The organism is Sphingobacterium haloxyli (assembly GCF_002980525.1).
Lineage (GTDB): Bacteria > Bacteroidota > Bacteroidia > Sphingobacteriales > Sphingobacteriaceae > Sphingobacterium > Sphingobacterium haloxyli.
In genome coordinates this window covers 61,954-83,594 of sequence record NZ_PVBQ01000004.1, presented here as the reverse complement: position 1 = coordinate 83,594, position 21,641 = coordinate 61,954, and the positions used below count along the sequence as shown (strand labels likewise).

Sequence of the window (21,641 nt, the reverse complement as noted above, 5' to 3'; positions counted from 1 at the left end):
ACAACTCCCCAGGATACGTACCTGGGGAGTTGTTTGCATAATGACACTCAATTACGTCAATAGCTGTGCCGCCTCGTCGTCTACCAAGAAAAGTAGCTCTCCTCCAGCAGGCTCTAGCAGTTGAGATGGATACTGCTCCGGATTGTTCTCTCCCTGCAAAACTTCCTGTAAGGCTTTCGCTTTTTTCTCGCCAAACGTAATCACGACGATTTTCTCTGCTTTATTGATAAACGGCGCTGTTAGCGTAATCCGATACATATCCTGTGGAGCGAGAAAATAAGCATCTACCCATTTATCTTTTTCATGAAGCACTTCGGTACCCGGAAACAGCGATGCCGTATGCCCGTCGTCTCCCATTCCCAAAAAAATAAGATCAAGCCGCGCATCATCTATTAATTTTTCCCGCAAAATTTGCTCGTAGGTCTGGGCATAAGCTTTCGCGTCTACACCTTCCTTATACATCGGAAAAATGTTAGATTCCGGAATAGGAACGTGATTAAGTAGCGTTTCGTAAGACATCTTGGCGTTGCTCAAATCGTCATCAAGCGGCACCCATCTTTCGTCGCCCCAAAACACCAGAACCTTACTCCAGTCCACCTGTGATTTATAGGCTTCTGTAGCCAATAATCTGTGCAGCTCAATAGGAGAAGAACCTCCTGTCAGTGCCACCGAAAAAAAACCCTTTTCATCGATATTTTTCTTTGCCGCGTCGACAAACAGCTGTGCAGCTGTTTCAAAAATTTGTGTTTTACTTTCAAACTGTTTTACCATGTTTTTCCTCCTTTAAGTCTTCCATTGTTGTTGATAGCCATCGATGTCCCTGTCTGCTCAGCAGTTCATCGGCTGCCCCTGGGCCCCAGCTTCCTGCCTCATAGGTGTACATAGGCGAATACGTCCCATTTTCCCACTCTTCCTGAATCGTCGCAATAATATCCCATGCTTCCTCTACCTGATCCGAACGCATAAACAAGGTCGAGTCACCATCGAGCGCATCTATGAGCAAGGTCTCGTACGCTTCCGGGCTGTCCGGTGCGCACTCAAAATAGTCAAACACCATTTCAACCGGTTTTAAGGTCATATCCAAACCGGGCTTCTTTGCCATGAACGATAGGCGAATATCCATTTCAGGCTGGATATTGATGGTCAATTGGTTGGGCACTGGGCTATTCCTACCGTTTACGAACGTTTTGTTCGGCACTTCCTTAAAGTTCACGACAACAGACGATTTCTTCTGCGCCATACTTTTGCCGGTGCGCATATAGAAAGGAACCCCCTGCCATCTTGGGTTGTCGATATAAAACTTCATGGCTACAAATGTCTCCGTATTCGAGTTTGGGTCTACGCCTGGCTCCTGTCTATAACCTTGTTTTGGATTGCCTTTTATTACCCCCTCCGTATATTGTGCACGAACGGTGTAATGATTGATGTCCTCTGGTTTAATTCTTCGTACCGCCTTTAGTATTTCCGCCTTTTTATCTCGGATTAAAGCCGACTCAAACTCGACCGGCGCGTCCATCGCGACCATACAGAGAATTTGCAGGAGGTGGTTCTGAATCATATCACGTAGCGCGCCCGAATGATCGTAGTATCCGCCACGATCTTCCACGCCCACCTGTTCGGCCACCGTTATCTGAACCGATTCGATATGTCTATTGCTCCATAGCGGTTCGAAAACCGTATTCGCAAAGCGAAAGGCCAAAATATTTTGTACGGTCTCTTTCCCTAAATAATGATCGATACGATAAATCTGTTCTTCCTTGAAATTCTCGTTTAGCAGCTTGTTTAAGGCAATCGCCGAAGCCTTGTCATACCCGAAAGGTTTCTCAATGATGATACGGTCCTTCTCTATATTGCTTGCTAAGCCCGTTTTATGTAAGTTAACAGATACCTTATCTATAAAGCTCGGTGCTACCGATAAATAAAAAAGGCGGTTTGTTCGTCTATTACAAGCTACATCGAACGCTGTAAGCTTATCATTGAGATTCAGGAACGAACTGTCATCCGTGATGTCAAAATTCAGGAAAGTTATCTTTTCACTAAAACTCGTCCACTGTTCTTCGGTGTAATTGTTATTACGTGAAAATTCCTTCAAATTTTCCAAGACATAAGCTCGAAAACCCTCCTGCGTGTATTGTTTTCTACCCAGCGCAAGGATCTGGAATTGCTTTGGCATCCATTCGTCTATGAATAGATTAAAGAAAGCCGGGAATAATTTCCTTTTCGCTAAATCACCTGTTCCACCAAATACGACAATGGATGTTGGTGCTGTTGTTCTGTCGTGCGTCATTTTTTACGGTCGCTTAAATTAGTCCCATTGCGTATGAAATACACCCGCTTGATCGATACGTTCATACGTGTGTGCACCAAAATAATCACGTTGCGCCTGAATGATATTCGTCGGAAGATTTTCCGAACGGTAGGCATCAAAATACGCCAGTGCATTCATCAAGCCCGATACCGGTATACCCTGATCTATTGCATCTTTTATTACAGCGCGGATACTTTCTTGGCATGCCACCAATTTTTGGGCAATATCTTCATCTAACAGGATATTACGCAACTGCGGGTTCTTCGCATAAGCAGCGCGGAAATCTTCCAATACGACCGCCCGAATAATACAACCGCCTCTCCATATTTTAGTTACTACTTCCAAATCTAGATCATAACCATACGTTTCAGAAGCAACGGTTAATTGCGCTAAGCCCTGCGCGTAGGTAGTGAGGACAGCAAAAAATAAGGCTTGTTTAAGATGTCCGATATTTTTTTCCTCACCCGCAGCGATACGGCCCCCATCCCATGGGAGTATTTTCGCCGCTTCGGTCCGTTCCGGCTTGTATTTCGACATATCCCGCATATTGACAGCAGCATCAATTACCGGTACAGGCACTTGTAGATCCATTGCATTTTGCGAAGTCCACTTTCCAGTACCTTTGGACTTTGCCCAATCTGAAATCAGATCAACCAAATACGTATCCCCTTCTTTTTTCTTTAATATCTGCGCCGTAATTTCCACCAAAAACGAACTCAGTTCCTCTTTGTTCCACTGCTCAAAAGCCTGTTGAATGGCAGCGTTGTCCAAACGGTACACTTTTTTCATCAGGTCGTAGGTTTCCGCAATCAGCTGCATAATACCATACTCGATACCGTTGTGGACCATTTTTACGTAATTCCCTGCGGAACCATTTCCTAGGAATTCGACACAAGGTTCGCCATTTACTTTAGCCGCGACCGCTTCGAATACCGGGCGTAATCGCTCATAGGCCTCCCTATTCCCTCCGGGCATTAAGCTCGGGCCTCTCCTCGCTCCACTTTCGCCTCCGGAGATACCCATCCCAAAAAAGTGAATTCCTTTTTCAGACAGCTCGTTAAATCGTCTGTCCGTATCTGGAAAGTACGTATTGCCACCATCGACTATAATATCACCTTTATCTAAAAACGGCACCAAACTCGCTATCGCCGCATCAACAGGCTTACCCGCCGGTACCAAAAGCATGATCGCTCTAGGCTGTTGTAACGACTCGATAAAATCTTCCGCATGCGTCGTTGCTTTAATATCTTGTCCGTCTTGTGCTTCAGCTTGTAATGATTCGGCTTTTTCCGGATCTAAATCCAGTCCGGCTACAGCAAAACCGTTGTCTGCCATGTTTAGGAGCAAGTTTCGTCCCATAACTCCCAGACCGACGATTCCGAAATTGTATTTATTCATCTCTTTCAATTAGTTAAATTTGGAAAGCCAAATATATTGAAACTTGTAATTATTAAAGTACCTATTGCCTCTTTTCGGTAGCGGTTAGTTGCGAAAAACCGTTTTCTGACCTTCGTATGATGAATACAGCAAGCGCAAGAGTCTCAAAGGGATAGATTAAGCCTCGATTTTATTTATTACTGTGTTAATACTCCCTTAATCTCGATGGTTTACATTTGCAGCATCATGGAATCAACAAAGACGACAAACGGACTTCCATCAAACCATGACCAGACTTTTGCCAATGAACTGAAAAAGTCGGGTGCTGATAAAACGTTGCACAAGTTATTTGATCGTTACTGGAAACCGTTATTTCAATTTTCCTTCAACATACTTCGGGACGACGACGATGCAAAAGATGTCGTCCAAGAAGTATTCATCAGCCTGTGGGACCGGAAACTCGACTTAGCCGTCCACAGTTCTATTGAATCCTACCTATTTACGTCCGTACGTTATAAATCCCTCACCAAACTCTCGCAACGCTTGTCATCCAGTGAACGGAACCTGCCGCTTGAAAATTATGTTGAACAAACCTTCTCAGACGCCCTCGATCCATTGTTAATGAAAGAACTGCAACAAGAGATCGACTTGCAGATAAACAAACTACCCGACCGTATGCAAGAAGTCATTCGTTTAAAAACGAAGGAGTGCCTAAGCATACAAGAGATTGCCGAGAAATTAAATATATCAGAAGATACCGTCAAGAACCATTTGGCTACCGCCAGAAAGCGTTTACGCGTCCAATTGAGAGATGTCGCCTACACCGCGTTTATCATCAGTACTTACACCCCCCTGTCCTAAAAGGGAAACCATCGTTACGCACTATTCTTTATATTTTTTTAATTATTTGATAACATGCTCCACTAGCCCTTTCGGGCGAAAAAATAGACATACAAGTGAACAGCTTACTTGTATATGCAATTTGAAAAAATAAAGGAAATCATTGATCGTTACCTAAAGGGCAACCAAGGAATCAGCGAACAACGCGCCATGGAGAATTGGCTCGATAGCCTAACGAGCAAACCGCTTCCACACAGTTCCGAAAAACTCCAAAGCATAGGTCATGACATGTGGCAACATATCGAGCACCGGCGTGGAAGCCGTGATCGGGTTTCCCGTATGCGATTACTATGGAGCACCATAGGCAGCGTGGCTGCCACCGTTTTGATCGGATTTGTGCTCTTTAAGCATATCTCTTCCAATCAGGACGTCCATTATAACACCGGACCTAAGGAGACCAAAGAGATTTTACTTGCGGACGGTTCATCCATCACCCTGCGTGAGAACACGCACTTGTCGGTTAGTCATCGTTATAAAACCGACTCCATCAGGTCTGTGGAGCTATCCCAAGGGGAAGCCTTTTTCAGTATCCAGAAAGATCATCATCGTCCGTTCGTTGTTAAAAACAAGTTGATGCAGACCGAAGTCCTAGGCACATCATTCACCATCCAAACACAGGATGCGCTGGGTAAATGGAATATACGTGTAAAAACAGGTCAAGTTCGCGTTTCACAGATGGGCTGGGACAAAGGGCACTATACCTTACTGGCAAACGATAGTCTTGCCTACGACCAGAAGCAAAACAGTGTCGACTACATACACCTTATGCCCGCCCCGCGCGGGAAACTACTGTTTCAAGACGCGAGTTTGCAGCAAGTTATCCAAAAATTGGCAAAACAATACAAGCGCAACATACAGGTAGCGGATGAAATTGGACAAGCCCACCAGTTTTCAGGCGAATTCGATGCAGATGAACCATTCGCTTCCGTGCTGGAAATTATTTGTTTTGCCACGGGCACGCAATATCATTTAGAAAAGGACACCATCATACTGTCTCCACAAGAATAAACAAGATTATGCCGAGACACTCGAACGGCGCGCTTAACTATAGGTTCGAAGGTATTTCGGTTTGATCGTACTTTAACATATCATATTACGAAAAATGAAAAACTATCTATTACTCATTGCCAGCGCCTGCCTCTGGAACGGCTCGCTTGCAGCGGACACGCCGATTTCCACGCCTGTCAGTCATATCGAACAGAAGAAGGACACTTCGCTGCTGCATGCCATACAGCAGATTGCCGAACGCAACGGTAAAAAACTGATTTACGATAAAGAGATTCTCATCGGGAAAAGAGCCCATCCATACAATGAAACGTTGCCCTTAGAGCAGCTTTTACGCGCCGTGTTGGCCGGCTCCGGCGTAGGTTACCAATTAAAAGACGACAAAATTATTCTTCACAAACTGGCCACTACCGCTGCACCAACTCGGCAAGTCGCCTCCCAACAGCACGAGTGGGTCAGCGGTACGATCACTGATCACCGCACCAATGCACCCATTGTCGGCGCAACGGTGCAACTAATAACAACCAACCGTTCGGCACAGACAGGCGCCCAGGGCGACTTCAAATTACCGCTAGCGGGTGCAAAAGACCATGTATTACTACGCGTGCAGTATATCGGCTATAAATCGAAAGACGTCGTCGTAACACCAGAGCAGCTAAGCCGTCCCGTCACGATCGTCTTACAAGAAGATTTGTTTGGACTAGACGAGGTGGTCGTCACCGGTCAGGGAATGGACATCAACAAACGACGTCTGTCCACCAACATAGCCACGGTAAGCGGCAAAGAGCTGGAAAAAATACCGGCGGCACGCTTTGATCAGTTGTTACAATCAAAACTCCCCAATGCACAAATCCGTTTAACAGGCGGACAGTCAGGAGCAACATCAATCATTCGCGCCCGCGGTGTCGTATCTGCATTTAAAAACTCTACTCCGGTCATCTATGTAGATGGTGTCCGCATGGACAACCTCAATACGGCCTCGGCGATTGGTGGCGGCAGCGCCCAAGGCTCGGGTGTCAGTTCATTGGCCGACATTCCTGTCGACAATATTGAGCGTGTAGAGTATGTCAATGGCGGCGCCGCAACCACCTTATACGGTTCTGATGCAGCCAATGGCGTTATCCAGATTTTCACTAAAAAAGGAGGTGCCGATCGTACGACAGTTACCGCAGAAGCTACCACGGGTGCAGAACGCGCCACGACCGATTTTCTGCATTTCGACAGGACAAAGGAACTGCTATTTGAACCCGGGTTGTTCCAGCGTTATAACGTTGCCGTCAATGGAAATAGCGGAAAAGTAGGCTATAGTGTTACGGGCGCTTACCTCAACAGCTCCGGCGTACAGGTTTTCAAACAAAACCAAAATAAACGTATCGATTTACGATCCGGTTTCAAAGCCGAGCTACACGAAAAAGTCAGTTACGAAAGCAGTTTTACTTTTGTGAACAACAGCTACAAACGTAACCGCAACGGAAACCAAGGAGGCTACACGGGGTTATGGTTCGCGGAAAGTGGTGCCTCGGCAGTAACCGGACCTCAGCCCCGGTTCAACCCCCGCCTCGATGAGCTTAGTGACGAAGAATTCGCTAAGATGAAGGAATACGTTCACACCGCCGAGCGTCTTCAAGACAATGAAATTGTTGTGAATAGATTCCAGACCTCGCAAAGTTTTCGATATAGGCCGATGCATAATCTAAACCTCAAAGCTGTTGGGGGAATAGATTATAGAGTTTTACGCAATCAAGCTATCCAGACGAACGAATACCTTACCCATACCACCGGCAATTTGACAACAGACCGCGGTAACATCAGCAATGGCGAGCGGAAATATTGGGGACTTACCCTAGAGCTAAACGGGCAACACAAAGCCGACATTGGCGATCTGTCTATAGTTACCACCTTGGGCGGTCAACTTTTTCGGAACGAAGATCGACAGGTGGCGTACAACGGTGCCAATGTTCGGGACGGCGCAAGAGATATAAGAGCGGCCACCTCAACCACCAGTAACGAAGGCTACCTCGAAGTAGTGAACTACGGCATTTACCTACAGAGCAATTTAGGGTGGAAAAATAAGATGTTCTTGGATTTGGGCTTGCGTGGCGACGGAAATAGCGCATTTGGTAAAGATATAGGAGTACAATATTATCCAAAAGTTGGCTTTTCCTACATCCCGTCTGCAGAAAACTGGTGGAGCGAAAATTTGTCCTTTATTCCATCAGCCAAGCTCCGCGGAAATTATGGCCTGGCCGGGAACTTTCCTCCCCCATACCACAACCTTCGTACGGTAGCCTTTTCAAGCTATCTAGGCGCGCAAGCTGCCACATTTGGCTTCCCTGGAGTTGACCTTCGCCCAGAAAAAACAAACACCCTGGAGGCAGGTGTTGACCTTGGTTTCTGGAATGATCGCCTAACCCTTTCAGCCGGGTTTTATCATGCCATCACGAACGACGCCCTATTCAGCGTACCGGCTGCACCCTCTACCGCTGAAAACGAAGCGTTACGGAATGTCGGAAAAATCATGAACCGCGGTTTCGAGTTTAGCTCCCAAATCACCGCCTTGCAAACAAAAAACACAGCACTGCGATTCAACCTCGCCGTCAATACACTAGATAACAAAGTACTATCCTCTAACGGAGCCGCACCTTTTAACATTGCTGGATTCAGCGAACGGACGATACAAACCGTGGTCCAAGAAGGATATCCCGTAGGTTTTATCCGTAGCAGTTACGGTGAGTTCGGTGAAGATGGGGTATTGGCGACATCCACGCCACTGCAATATCTCGGAACCACAATCCCCGATTTGTTTGGTAGCATGGGCTTCGACCTACAATGGAAAGGATTAAATGTTTTCGCCAACGCCGATTATCAGCAAGGTGCCGTCGCCAACAACTGGGATAGCCAATTCCGTTACAATTATGGCGCCGGCGATGAAGGCATACCTGCCGGAGAAATCAACTCCGAATACGGGCGTACACGCTGGTTGAGCTTCACCAATATGTTCATCGAGAAAACAGACTATCTTAAAGTCCGCACGATCGGTGCCACCTACACCTTGCCCAAGTCTGCTATAGGTTCCTTTGCGAACTATGTGGTCGTTGGTGCCACGGTGATGAACCCGTTCAATTTCGCGACCTCCTCCTTTGATCCCGAAGCAACGATCAGCGGCGGTGCTACGGGGCAAGACGGTCCCACCACCGGTGGTATTTCTTACGCGACCTATTCCGCACCAAGACAATTTCTGATGTCCGTAAAAATTTCATTCTAAATCTTTATTATCATGAAACGATTCAAAAAACCGATATACATACTTGCAAGCACTGCCTTGCTACTTAGCTCCTGCGAACTATTCGAAGTCACCAACCCTTATGTAACAGAGGAGCGCTTTATCCCGAGCTCCATGTCTTTAGAATCCTGGTTGAATGGTGTCCGTCGGCAGGCCAGCCTTACGGTCGGAACCGTTGTTGAATTTTCTGAACTCGTCTCCGACAACTATTTTAACAACTACACCCAAAGCAGCAAGGTGTTTGACAACCCAGAGATCAACTATTTTGACCAAGACGTTACCAATATCCAGGCGGCTATCCACAAGCTTATGGAAATGAGCAAGTTTGGTCTAAACGAGCTCATTCCCTTGCAAAAAGAAGACGCTAGCCAACAAAAAGCCGAGTTGCTCTTCTTTCAAGCCTATGCCCATATATTAGGAGCCGAGCTCTATGTTGGCCTACCGACGGAAGCACTAGGTGAGGTCCGGTCACCTCGCGAGCTGCTGGAAAGTGCCATCGCTATGCTCAGCGAAGCAAACGATCTTTTTTCCGAAGCCGAAGATCAGGAAGCATGTACGCTTCTGTTGGCAAGATGCCACCATGGATTAGGCAATCTGGAGGAAGCTGTGCGATTTGCCCGGGAAGCTATTGATCACCCCTTGTCATTGAGACAGGTGCGATACGGTACACAAAACGGACCATCAAACAATTTCCAAAATTTTATTTTTTCATCAAACACCAACTCCTTCGCACCCCTTCCTCGTCTGGATTTCCTTGACCCGAAATATTTTCATCAAACAACGAACATCTTCGACGACCAAAAGCCTATCGCAATCGCTAAGGCCGAAGAAGCTTATCTCATTCTCGCCGAAGCACTAATTGCACAGGAAAATATCCCGGCTGCGAAGCAAGCTTTAAAAGATTTACTCAACGACTGTGTCAGCAAAAGACCGCAAACCATGCTTGACGACAGCAAAGACACGCGGAATGGTGGTAATCGAGGAGACTATCCCCTGACGGCTGTTTCCGTAAAGTTTGATGCAGCGTCCGCCCCCAAAGAAGGGCTAGTAGTAGATCGCTCGCTTGGCAATATTCCAGCGTATTCCGTGTCGGGTACCCATATTACATTAACCGATATTGATGCAGTAGCAACCGCAGACGAAGCCCTTTACCTCGTTTACCTGATGCGACAAGAGATTTTCATTGCCGAGGGACGCCGCATGACCGATCTTGGTATCCGATTCCCCATATCGCAGCGTGAGCAACTCTCCAACAGCCACGTAACCGATGCACATATCCAGGCCATTATTCCTGATTTCATTCCGAGGAATAGAGGTCTCGATGATTTCACCTACGACACGGCCGCTGGCGTCGTTACCATGAAACACGATATGAACCGCATATTGGTTCAACACAAAACTTCACCCTACATCATGCCCCTTCATCAATAATCTTACATCACATGAAATTAAATTTAAAGTTATTGCTCAGTGCAGGTTCGCTCCTGCTTTCCGCCTGGAGCTACGCGCAAAGTCATGCCCATGGTACAGTCTATCTTGACCTCAACAATAACGGGAAAAAAGACAACAAAGAAATTGGTCTAGCCAACGTAGCTGTCAGCAACGGTATAGACGTCGTTTTAACCGATGCGCGAGGTCGTTACACCTTACCGGTCAGCGATGACAATATTATCTTCGTGATCAAACCAAGTGGTTACTCCCTTCCGTTAGATAGCTATAAACTGCCGAAATCATTTTACATACACAAGCCAAAAGGATCTCCAACAGACCTCACCTACCCTGGCGTTGCCCCTACCGGGCCACTTCCTAAGCGCATTGACTTTGGTCTTACCGAAAGCCGGGAAGACGAGCAATTCCGGATACTGGTCTTTGGTGACCCCCAAGCCTATACCGCACAGGAGATGCTCTTTTTTAATCGTGCAATCGTCGATGAAGTCGTCGGCATCAAAAACGTGGCTTTTGGAATCAGCTTAGGCGACCTCGTAGGCGACGATCTAAGCCTGCATCCGAGTTACAAAGCAAGTATCGCACGCATCGGGTTGCCATGGTACAACCTAAAAGGCAACCACGACATGAATTTCGACGTACAAGCCGACAGTTTATCCGACGAAACTTTCGAAGCGAACTTTGGGCCGGCAAACTATGCGTTCAACTACGGTAAAGTACATTTCATCGTTTTGGACAATGTGCGTTATCCCAATCCTCGAACAGGAAGAGGCTATCTGGGCGGATTTCGCAAAGATCAGCTTGATTTTGTCGAAAACAACTTAAAACATGTCCCTAAAGATCATCTAGTCGTGTTGGCCTTCCACATTCCGCTGGAACATCGTAATGGCGATACCTTCCGGGCAGAAGACAGGCAACGACTGTTTGATTTACTCCAAGCTTATCCGCACACCCTTTCCCTGTCTGCGCACATGCACACGCAGACACAGCATTTCTACAACAAGGACGATGGTTGGCACCAAGAAAAGCCACATCACGAGTACAACGCCGGCACCACTTCTGGCGATTGGTATTCCGGTCAGTTGGATGAACGGGGAGTACCTACCGCGACCATGCGCGACGGAACGCCAAATGGTTACGCATTTATCGATTTTGATAAAAACCAATATCGTATCCGCTATCAAGCATCAGGCCGTGATTCCACCTACCAAATCAATATCTTCCATCCGAAGGTTGTAGGACAAGGAAAGCGTAGCCGGTCCGCTATTTTTGCCAATTTCTTTATGGGCCACCACGGAAACGACGTCGCCTATTCCGTAGACGGGAGTGAATGGAAAAAAATGATGCCGGTTCGTACGTCAGATCCCGCTTATCTAGCCGAACTATATCCCTGGGACAATCTGGATACGCTATTACCCGGGCGGCGACCTACCGACGCCATGCCTAGCGCGCACCTGTGGCGCGTTAGCCTGCCGGTGGATTTAGCCGTTGGTGAACATCAAATTCGTGTACGGGCTACAGACGATTACGGAAACACCTACCAAGCATCGAGCACGTACCGTATAGCACCCACCAAAAGTTATCCCGACCCGCCGACAAGCGTGCGCTAATCGGTCAGCGCATTTTGTGAATAAAAAATCCCTGAAACTACCCGTTTCGGGGATTTTATTAATAAAGATATCTTAATAAAACCTTAACACACGGATACTGAACCAAATATTTACTTTTGTTGAAGAAGTTCCACATACATGCTTTTGAACAGCGAGATTATGAAGACGTCGGATATAGATGAACAGCTATGGCACGCATTGCAACTGGGCGATTGGAAAGCATTCGAGACCATCTATAACCGGTATATCAAGCTATTATATAAAGAGATAAGTAAACGAATAGACGACAAAGCAGTTGTCGAAGACTTGATACAAGACATTTTCCTTTCTTTGTGGAATAAACGTGAAGCTATACAAATTCAAGGAGATATCTACCCTTACCTCTACGGCATGGCCATCAATCGGGTGTTGAATTATTACCGGTCAACCCGTCTTCAGCCAAAGTTTGTAGAATTGTGGGACGATTTGCCGGAGCATATGGCTGATCTTACCGAATTATCGCTTGCCTTCCGGCAGGCTCATACACAGGAGCTTGAGTCTTTACTAGAGGTCGCAATAAAGTCGTTACCTAACAGGATGCGTCAAGTATATAAGCTACGGTATGAGAAAGAGCTTAGCGTACCTCAAATCGCAAAACAACTTTCAACCTCACCCAACACGGTCCACAACCAGTTGAAAACAATCCGCAAACGCTTCTTGAAAACCATCAGGCAGAGCAGCTACATTTTTTTCTGACCCCAACCACCTAATATTAACTTCACATTAACGATGTTATCAAATTATTAAACCTGTTCTAGGCAATAGCCGAACCCTCCTTTTTGGTTTCTTTATTATTAGAAGGGAATAATACCCGATAACAAATACACACGTGAAGAAAGATATTCAGACGTTATTAAATAAATACAAAGAAGGAAAATGTTCCGAACAGGAGCTTCGCCTGCTGGAAGCATGGTTCTTTAAAATCGCTGACGAAAGTCAAGGAGAAGAGCCCGATAGCGAGCAAATTCGTAAGATATTCAACCGCATAGCGCACAAAGCTTCCCCTTCCAAACCCAAGGTTTTTAAAATAGGGAAAAGGTACGCGACTATTGCAGCGTCTATACTAGTGGTCATCGGAATAGGGTTTTCGTTATTAAAAACGGGCCATATACCTAGCCTACCGTGGAGCGAAACAGCAAATTATGACATCGCTGCAGCAACAGACAAAGCTATTTTGACGCTGCAAAACGGTAAAAAGATTGCACTGGACAGCTTAAGTGGCCACACCGTATTTTCTAAGTATGGAGTTGAAATTTTACCCGGAAAGAACGGTGAAATTATCTATAGACAACTTCCCATAGCGCATCATCATCCGTCCATCGATGTCTCCGCCTATCATACAATCGAAACCCCGAGGGGAGGTAAATATCAAGTCCAATTGGCCGATGGTTCTAAAGTGTGGCTGAATGCAGGTTCGTCGTTAACCTTTCCTGTACGATTTGACGCCACCGAACGGAAGGTAAGATTGTCCGGGGAAGCCTTTTTTGTGGTCAACAAACTAATCCATGGCCCGGATACGGAACGCATGCAAAATGTTTCCTTTCTGGTGGAGACAGACGGGCAGACCGTCGAAGTACTGGGCACCGAGTTCAATATTAAAAACTATACTGACGATTTACACCAATATACAACACTCGTTGAAGGCTCTGTCAAGGTCAAGCTCAGCAGCGGCAAGGAGATTATTCTGCGTCCCGGCGAACAAGCACAATCAGGAGAGCATCTCGAAGCCGTGCATGCCGATCTCGAACGGGAGATTGCCTGGAAAAACGGTGATTTCGTCTTCAAACGGGAAACCTTGGAGGAGATATGCAAACAGATATCCCGTTGGTATAATATCGATATTACATATCCCGAAGACATTAAATCCGTGCGATTCAGCGGCATGATAAGACGTTCTCAACCCTTATCCGTAATTATCAACATGATTGAATCAGCAGGCAAAGTCAAAGCCACGTTAAAAGAAAGGAGGTTGACCATAACGAAAACATAGCAAACCAAATAGGAGATAACTACATAAAGGTGACAGATGCTACGAACACCTGCCACCCGACCTGTGTAAAACATACTTATCGAAAATAGAAATCCAGACAAATTCAGCATACTATTAACGACAGAAACAAAAATATGAATTTTACTTCATTCCTGCGTGCGCTAAAGATCAGCGCAATACTCTTTCCGTGCTTTATACTGCATGTGAACGCTTATGTATACGGCCAGACACTGAGCATTTCAAAACGCAGCAGCAGTGTAGACGCTATATTTAAAGAAATACGGCAAAAAGCCGGATACGACTTTTTTTACGATGCCAATATACTGAACGACATTCCGCTGCTAAATGTAGAAATGCAAAATGTAGAAGTCAGCGCCATTTTGGAACATTGCCTTAAAAACCGGCCTTTCACCTTCAACATCGAGAATAAACTCATTACCATTCAGCGAACAGACGGCAAAACGAACATTCCGCTCCATCCCAGCCATGCCAAACAAGTCCAGGAAGGTCGTTTAAAAGGGACGGTAACAAACCAAAAAGGCGAAGCCCTCGCAGGTGCAACCGTCAGCATCAACAGTATCAAAATCAACACCCTAACCAATCATAACGGGGAATTTTCAATCACGGTACCCGTCGGCACTTATGAGGTTATAATAGGATACGTTGGTCATATCAAAAGTGTACAAAATCAAATTACAATAAGCGCTGATAAAACCACAACCAGAAATTTTATGCTTACCGAGGCGATCAATGCTGTGGACGAAGTGGTCGTTACGGCACTCGGTATCAAACGCGAAGAAAAAGAGCTAGGCTTCGCGCAACAGACCATCGGTGCCGAACAGCTAGCTACCGCCGCGTCCACCAATTGGTCAGAAGGACTAAAAGGCAAGGTTGCAGGACTGCAGATCATTTCCGGCAACACGGGACCTATTAATTCGCAAAGTATACAACTACGGGGAAACACCTCACTGGATCCTGCTGGAAATTACGCATTGGTAGTCATCGATGGTGTACCAATGAATCAAGAAACCACTGCCTATGGAAACAACGTTGGTGCTGCTTACGGAACCGAGGCTCCAGTTGATTACGGGAACGCGATTTCCGAATTACGTCAGGACGATATCGAAAGCGTAACGGTTCTCAAAGGCCCTTCGGCTGCGGCACTTTACGGTTCGCGCGCTGCAAATGGAGCACTGATCATTACCACCAAATCGGGTAAGAAAAACCAAAAGCTAGGCATTTCTGTCAATAGCACGGCCTTATTCGATCATATTACCAACTGGCCCAATTATCAATACGAATATGGAGGCGGTAGTATGAATCAGCTTGATCAGAATGGCAATATGTACTATTCTTGGGGAAATTCAGAAGACGGCCCAAGTACCAACTCTCCCACCGCCTTTGGACCAAAATTCGACGGGCAGTATTTTTACCAGTATGACCCCGTTACCCAAGCCCAGGGCACCGAGCGCACTTTGTGGAGGCCATATAAGAATAATATGAAAGATTTCTATCGTACTGGAATGACTTTCGAGAATAGCGTAGCCTTACAAGGCGGTGATTCTAAAGGATCCATGCGCGTCAACCTTTCACGTACAGACAACAAGTATATCACGCCGAACACCGGCTTCGAAAGAAACAGCGTGTCCTTTAACGGCAACTACGAGATCACAAAGTACATAAAACTATCCTCCGTAATCAACTACAACAACCGAGCAAGTGAAAACCTTCCTGGATTTGGTATGAGCAACGGATCACTGAACTATTTCATGATGTTTTTGTTACCAAGCGTAGACATTGAATGGTATAAGCCAATTTGGAGCGAGGGAAAAGAAAACGTAGAACAATTAAACCCATTTTCACAGTGGTCGAGCAATCCCTACTACCTGATGTATGTTGACACCAACCCGCTTAAAAGTAACCAACTGGTTGGAAATGTTCGCGCTGATATCGAGGTTTCGGAGCATCTGAATTTAATGGGTCGGTTATCCCTCAATTCACTTGGTCAGCTTCGAGAAACCCACCGGGGCTACACCAGTAAAAAGCATCCAAGGGGTTATTATGGCAGACAGGATGTGTCCAGTCAAGAAATCAATGCAGACTTCTTAGCAACGTACAAGAACAGCTTTGCTGAGGTTTTTCAATATAGTATTATGGGAGGCGGGAGCATCATGGATTATGATCACCGCAATGTGATGTCCTCAATCGACGCCCTTATCGTACCCGGTGTTTACACCTTGGCCAATGGCGTGAACAATCCACTAGTCAAGACCAATGACCAAAGGAAACGGATCAACAGTGTCTACGGTATGGGGTCCATATCCTGGAGGGACAGGATATTTCTAGATCTTACGGCCCGGAACGACTGGTCCAGCACCCTGCCCGAAGGTAATAATTCCTATTTCTACCCTTCTGTGTCCAGTAGCTTTATCCTTTCAGAGCTCTTCCAGCTTCCTTCGACCGTTAACTACCTGAAATATAGAGCCTCCTATGCAAGGGTCGGTAGCGATGCCCATCCCTATCAGACATCCAAATACTACAGCCAAAGCAGCTTTGCTAGCTCCGCCATTATACCCGGAACGATGTATAATATGGACCTTAAGCCCGAAATCACATCAAGCTGGGAAACAGGGTTTGATATTCGTCTATTTAATGACAGGGTCGGTTTGGACGCAACCTATTACATGTCCAGTACAGAGAACCAAATCCTGTCCTTGCCGAATGATATCGTGTCGGGATACAGCAGCAGGGTAATCAATGCAGGCGAAGTCCAGAACCGCGGGGTAGAACTCGTTGTGAACGGTACGCCGATCAAGCAACAGGAATTCGAATGGAATATCGTCGCCAATTGGGCGTTGAACCGCAATAAGATCGTTGAATTGAACGATAATCTTGAGCGGCAGACGTTAGCTAATGTTTGGCAGGGTTATCTCATTGGTACAGTCGGCGGTACCACTACCGACCTCTACGGAACCAAGTTTGTTCGTGACGATCATGGAAATATGGTATTCAACAACGGCGTACCCGTCAGAACAACTACTCAGGAATATATCGGCAATACAGCAGCTAAATGGAAAGCCGGGCTAACAAACAATTTGAGATATAAGGATTTCAAGCTGAGCTTTACAGTAGATGGTCAATGGGGTGGACTTATTTACTCCGGTACATATAACCGATCCTCGTGGGATGGCTTCACGACCAATACTATTCCCGGACGGGATGAAGGCTACATCATAGGCGAAGGTGTTGTCAAAAACGAAGATGGAAGCTATAGTCCCAATACGGTCCAGATTAGCCCGCAGTCTTACTATGGCCAATATCACCAGACTACCGAGCCGGGCGTCTTTAAAGCAAGCTTTATCAAACTTAGGGAAGTTTCCTTGACATACACATTGCCTAAGAAACTTCTACAAAACATCTACGTAAACAACCTCTCGCTGACCGCGTTCGGACGGAATCTATTTGTTATAGACAATTTTCCTTTCTGGGATCCAGAAGGTGGTACCATGAACGGGACCGTCTTTGTCCCAAGCTTGGAGATGGCACCGATGCCGTACACGGCTACATACGGCGGCAGTTTAAAGTTTGATTTTTAACCCACATGCATAAAACTGAAATAACGCTCATGAAAATAAAAACAATTATATCGCTTTGCGGCCTGATGTTAGGGTTATCAGGTTGTACGAAGAATTTCGAAGAGATCAACACCAACCCGAATCTGATCAATGAGATCAGCCCCGGTACCCTGTTGAACGAGATTATCTATAATATGGCAGCAAATAACCTGACCAACCACTACCATATCAACTGCCAATTGATGCAGATCCAACTTAACTATCCCCAATTCTATGGAGGTGTCCAGCGCTACGAAATACTACCAACCACAGGCGATTCACAATGGAATGCGGCTTATAGATGGGCAAAAAATGTCAGTGAAATGCGTTCTGTGGCCGAAAAAGAACAATCCAACAACTACTTAGCTATCGCGCTCACCTTGCAGGCTTGGATCTACTCCAACCTGACCGACACATTCGGTGATGTTCCCTTTTTTGAAGCTTCAAAAGCCGAGGAAGGGATCCTGCAAGCCAAATATGATAAACAAGAAGATATCTACGCACAGCTTCTGGAAGACCTCGCGCTGGCAAATAGCCTATACGACACCGACCAGACTATGAACTACGGAACGGATATCTTGTTTGCGAACGATGTCCAGAAATGGCAGAAGTTCACCAATTCGTTGCGCTTAAGGTTGCTGTTGCGTATTTCGGACGTATATGAACCTGCCTATACGGAAATGCAAGCGATCGTTGCCGATCCCATATCGAATCCGATCATTGGCCAAGCATCCGAATCCGTCATCCTTCACGTAACCGGAATTACGCCTAATCTATCGCCCTGGTCGAGGGCACTGGACTTCAGCAACCAACATGCTGTCGGTTCATTTTTTATCGAAACGTTAAACGAGCTTGAAGATCCACGCCGCCCTTTTTACGTTGGAGAAGCTAAAAGAGGAGAACAAACTATCGGTTACAAAGGAATTCCGAGCGGATACGATCCCAATACCAGTTTTGACTATTCTCCATCCTACATGAATAATCTCCAGGTCACTGCTCCGATGATCATTCCGATACTAACCTATGCCGAAGTTGAATTCATACAAGCCGAACTAGCACAAAAAGGTTACGGTGAAGATGCAGCAAGCCATTTCAAGAATGGCATTAAGGCCGCTGTCGAATTATGGACTAAAAGACCCCTTGATGAGCAATACTTTTCAAATGAGCTGGCCACGTATGATGGCACTTTAGCGCGTATCATGTTGCACAAGTATTTAGCACTTTATTTTACCGACAATCAGCAATGGGCTGAATATCGACGCACGGGGTATCCTGTCTTGCCCACAACGGGTAGTAAGCTCAATAATAATACGATGCCTTCAAGACTGATGTACGCCAGCCTACAATCGGTATACAACCCAGATAACTATAAAGCCGCTATTACTGAAATGGGGGGAGATGATGTGAATGTAAAAGTTTGGTGGGATGTGAAATAAAAGTTCAGTGCCTGATTGGCCCTGCATGTTACTTAAGGAGAGGGGGATTGCCCCTCTCTCCTATTCAAACACCTTGATCTTATGTTACTAAGGATTCGTACTAAAAATCGATCCATTCGCAATCAGCGCCCGTCGATTCATCTTGAGGATATCCACCACCCACTCAGCAAAATCTTCCGGTTGCAACACCTTATCCGGGTTCCCATCCGTTAAACCGCCGTCAATACTCATATCCGTAGCAATCGTGCTCGGTGTCAGGGTGATAACCCGAATATCATCTTTACGCCATTCCGCCATCATCGACTGTGATAATGAAATCACCGCCGCTTTGGAAGCCGCGTAAGCCGCCATACCTGCGCCACCCTTTAAACCTGCGGTGGACGCGACATTGACAACATCTCCTTGTCCTGCCTCTTTTAGATAAGGATATACCGCTCTGGCCACGAGATATACGCCAAAGAAGTTAATATCAAACACCTTTTGGAAATCCGCTGGTGCCATCTCCATCACTTTGCCGAACTGGCCTACGCCCGCATTATTTATTAAAATATCGACACCTCCCAGTGACTCAACCAATTCTTTTATTCCGCCTTCCACCTGTGCGTTATCCGATACATTAAACACGGCATAGTGTGCTTCCACACCTATTCCACGAAGTTCCTCCACTGTTGATCGCAGGTTTTGCTCGTTTTGCCCGGTGATACCCACATGTACACCCTCAGCTGCAAGTGCCAGCGCCACTGCTTTTCCCAAACCACGGCCTCCACCTGTGATAATTGCTTTTTTACCTTTTAATTCTGTCATATTGATGTTGTTGTAATCTATCCAAAAATAACAAGAATAGTTCTTATCAGGAACCTAAATTGAAATCATACCGATAAATCGGACAATTAGTATTGCTTTCGTCGTCCGGATCCTCGCAAAGGATAAAGGTTAGTGTATCCGCAGACTGGCCATAAAGCGCAAGCCCTTCCAGTTTTTTGGTATTCGAAAGCAGGCTAGTTGGTCCTAATTTCCAGTCGCTAAGCCTTATATAGCTGAGATAGGAACCTTTACATTCGCCGTCGTGATAAGTACTGGCACTGTCTTCTGCCGTTGCGATAAAAAATAAGCGGTCGTCCACGATGACCCCGTCAGAGAAACCTGTAATATAGTTTTGGATACGAGGCAACTGGACATGATGCGCACGCAATGTTTCCGGACGAAGTACAAAATCCAAATCACCCCCTACCGTAAAGATGACGTTCTGGTTCCTTTCGCCATTGCCACGGTTTAAAAAGTACCAGACTCCGTTAGCATATGTCAACCCTTCTATATTGAAGTTATCCCGGTCAACCTCACCTATCTCCTGCATTTGTTGATAAATCGATTCTAAAGATACATGGCGTACATTCCGATTCCGTTTGTCATAAATAAACGCGTCTTGCCGTTGGGGTTTTGATCCTGAACCTACGATTACCAGCGCATCGCCAACATCGCACAACGCTTCGAAATCTTTTTTATCCTTTTTGGCAACCAGCTCGTCTTGCTGTGTACTGTCCAACAGCACTTTATCCAGTCGTTCTTCCAGTACATTATAATGGTAAAGATAAGGACTGTTGTCCGAAACAATATACAGTTGATCCTGATCGTGTTGCAAGCCGGATGCCGCATTGATACCTGTCAAGTTGAAAAGCAATAGCAAAGAATAGAGTGTATCCATTATCCTGTTGATTTTGTTCTGATCTATCAAAAGTAACAAGAATAGTTCTTATCCGAACCAACTATTTAAAGCTACGTCACGGCAGCTCGGGCATTCCATTCCACGCTCAAATTGTTCTACAGGAATAACAAAAATCCTTTTGACAAATGAAGAAATTATCTTAGCTTGCTTAGCATATGGACAGATCGATACACATTTCTTACCGTTCCGCTTTACGTCGGCTTACCTACTGTATGCTCCTACTCGTTGCACTGCAAGCTTGCCAATCGTCCGGCAAAAAGGATACGCAGGCTACACAAGCAGACTCTTCCGGGCAAGAAAGTATGGATACCTCGGCATCCGTGGTGAAACCATTCAAATTGCAGCCCCGATCGGTCAAATTCCTCTGGCGCGAAGACCAACCCATGGATGGATATGATGCAATCGTCAGTACCATCATGCTGGACGAAGCTTATATTGCCAATATATCCGATCCGGAAAAGGCCGCATTAGGCTATGTGGCCACTTTTATTGGAAATGAATGTGCCTGGGACGGCAAAGCCTCCCCATCGCGCAGCAACCTAAAATGCAAGATACTTACCGCACTCGATCTCGGTTATCAATGTTCAGACACACACCTCGGCTTCCTGCGTCAGTGGTTCCGGGGTGACAGCACCGCACTGAAAAAACTAGAAGCCTGCCCTACCATCCCGGACGGTTCGACCATACAAGACACGTTTAACAAAATTGACCTGAAGGTCGACGGCAACGAAATCATCGTAGCTTATACGGTTGTTAGCATCAACACCCGGCACGGCAAAAGCTGGACCTGGGATGTCAAGGATCATTTCAGATTCCACGACAACCGTCTTGAATTGGTCAAGACCGAAAGATCAGAACCGGCTGCGGCGGATTTTGATGTCGCCGAAGACCATAATCCGGCAGCTTAAAA

Annotated in this window: 15 protein-coding genes; 10 read left to right on the top strand and 5 right to left on the bottom strand. The window is 46.0% G+C overall.

Features of this window, described 5'->3' with window-relative positions:
• Positions 1-51: 51 nt before the first annotated feature.
• The 3 genes from pgl to gndA are packed head-to-tail and all read right to left on the bottom strand — an operon-like array spanning position 52 to position 3,706.
• Positions 52-771 carry a 6-phosphogluconolactonase gene (gene pgl / locus C5745_RS06090; RefSeq protein ID WP_105716109.1) on the bottom strand — a complete coding sequence of 240 codons (720 nt, stop codon included), beginning with the start codon at positions 769-771 and terminating at the stop codon, positions 52-54.
• Complete coding sequence (zwf, locus tag C5745_RS06085) at positions 755-2,287, bottom strand: glucose-6-phosphate dehydrogenase (RefSeq protein WP_105716108.1); 1,533 nt, start codon at positions 2,285-2,287, stop codon at positions 755-757. The genes pgl and zwf overlap by 17 nt, the downstream gene beginning before the upstream one ends.
• An 18-nt stretch (positions 2,288-2,305) precedes the next feature.
• Positions 2,306-3,706, bottom strand: coding sequence for an NADP-dependent phosphogluconate dehydrogenase (gene gndA, locus C5745_RS06080; protein WP_105716107.1), 1,401 nt, complete (start codon positions 3,704-3,706; stop codon positions 2,306-2,308).
• A 225-nt stretch (positions 3,707-3,931) separates the two neighbouring features.
• Between gndA and C5745_RS06075 the strand changes: the two genes are divergently transcribed.
• The 9 genes from C5745_RS06075 to C5745_RS06035 all read left to right on the top strand — a co-directional run bounded on the left by C5745_RS06075 (position 3,932) and on the right by C5745_RS06035 (position 19,008).
• Positions 3,932-4,546 (top strand): RNA polymerase sigma factor, encoded by a 615-nt coding sequence (locus C5745_RS06075; RefSeq protein WP_165793032.1) that lies wholly within the window; start codon positions 3,932-3,934, stop codon positions 4,544-4,546.
• A 114-nt stretch (positions 4,547-4,660) separates the two neighbouring features.
• On the top strand, positions 4,661-5,593 hold the full coding sequence (locus tag C5745_RS06070) for a FecR family protein (RefSeq protein WP_105716105.1): 933 nt from the start codon (positions 4,661-4,663) through the stop codon (positions 5,591-5,593).
• A gap of 94 nt (positions 5,594-5,687) precedes the next feature.
• Positions 5,688-8,855: a TonB-dependent receptor domain-containing protein gene (locus C5745_RS06065; protein WP_105716104.1), complete on the top strand. Its 3,168-nt coding sequence runs from the start codon at positions 5,688-5,690 to the stop codon at positions 8,853-8,855.
• 12 nt (positions 8,856-8,867) lie between these two features.
• Positions 8,868-10,304: a RagB/SusD family nutrient uptake outer membrane protein gene (locus C5745_RS06060; protein WP_105716103.1), complete on the top strand. Its 1,437-nt coding sequence runs from the start codon at positions 8,868-8,870 to the stop codon at positions 10,302-10,304.
• 11 nt (positions 10,305-10,315) lie between these two features.
• On the top strand, positions 10,316-11,929 hold the full coding sequence (locus C5745_RS06055) for a calcineurin-like phosphoesterase C-terminal domain-containing protein (protein WP_105716102.1): 1,614 nt from the start codon (positions 10,316-10,318) through the stop codon (positions 11,927-11,929).
• Positions 11,930-12,088: 159 nt separating this feature from the next.
• Positions 12,089-12,664, top strand: a complete 576-nt coding sequence (locus C5745_RS06050) for an RNA polymerase sigma factor (protein WP_165793031.1) — start codon at positions 12,089-12,091, stop codon at positions 12,662-12,664.
• A gap of 133 nt (positions 12,665-12,797) precedes the next feature.
• Positions 12,798-13,958: a FecR domain-containing protein gene (locus C5745_RS06045; RefSeq protein ID WP_105716100.1), complete on the top strand. Its 1,161-nt coding sequence runs from the start codon at positions 12,798-12,800 to the stop codon at positions 13,956-13,958.
• Positions 13,959-14,092: 134 nt separating this feature from the next.
• Positions 14,093-17,554: a SusC/RagA family TonB-linked outer membrane protein gene (locus tag C5745_RS06040; protein WP_105716099.1), complete on the top strand. Its 3,462-nt coding sequence runs from the start codon at positions 14,093-14,095 to the stop codon at positions 17,552-17,554.
• Between the two features lie 29 nt (positions 17,555-17,583).
• Complete coding sequence (locus C5745_RS06035) at positions 17,584-19,008, top strand: SusD/RagB family nutrient-binding outer membrane lipoprotein (protein WP_105716098.1); 1,425 nt, start codon at positions 17,584-17,586, stop codon at positions 19,006-19,008.
• Positions 19,009-19,095: 87 nt separating this feature from the next.
• Here C5745_RS06035 and C5745_RS06030 read toward each other — a convergent pair whose 3' ends face one another.
• Together C5745_RS06030 and C5745_RS06025 are read right to left on the bottom strand one after the other, a co-directional pair.
• Entirely contained in the window at positions 19,096-19,812 is a 717-nt protein-coding gene (locus C5745_RS06030; RefSeq protein ID WP_105716097.1) for a 3-ketoacyl-ACP reductase, read from the bottom strand.
• 46 nt (positions 19,813-19,858) lie between these two features.
• Positions 19,859-20,710, bottom strand: coding sequence for a DUF6929 family protein (locus C5745_RS06025; RefSeq protein WP_105716096.1), 852 nt, complete (start codon positions 20,708-20,710; stop codon positions 19,859-19,861).
• A gap of 233 nt (positions 20,711-20,943) precedes the next feature.
• Between C5745_RS06025 and C5745_RS06020 the strand changes: the two genes are divergently transcribed.
• Positions 20,944-21,639: a hypothetical protein gene (locus C5745_RS06020; protein WP_105716095.1), complete on the top strand. Its 696-nt coding sequence runs from the start codon at positions 20,944-20,946 to the stop codon at positions 21,637-21,639.
• Positions 21,640-21,641: the final 2 nt, after the last annotated feature.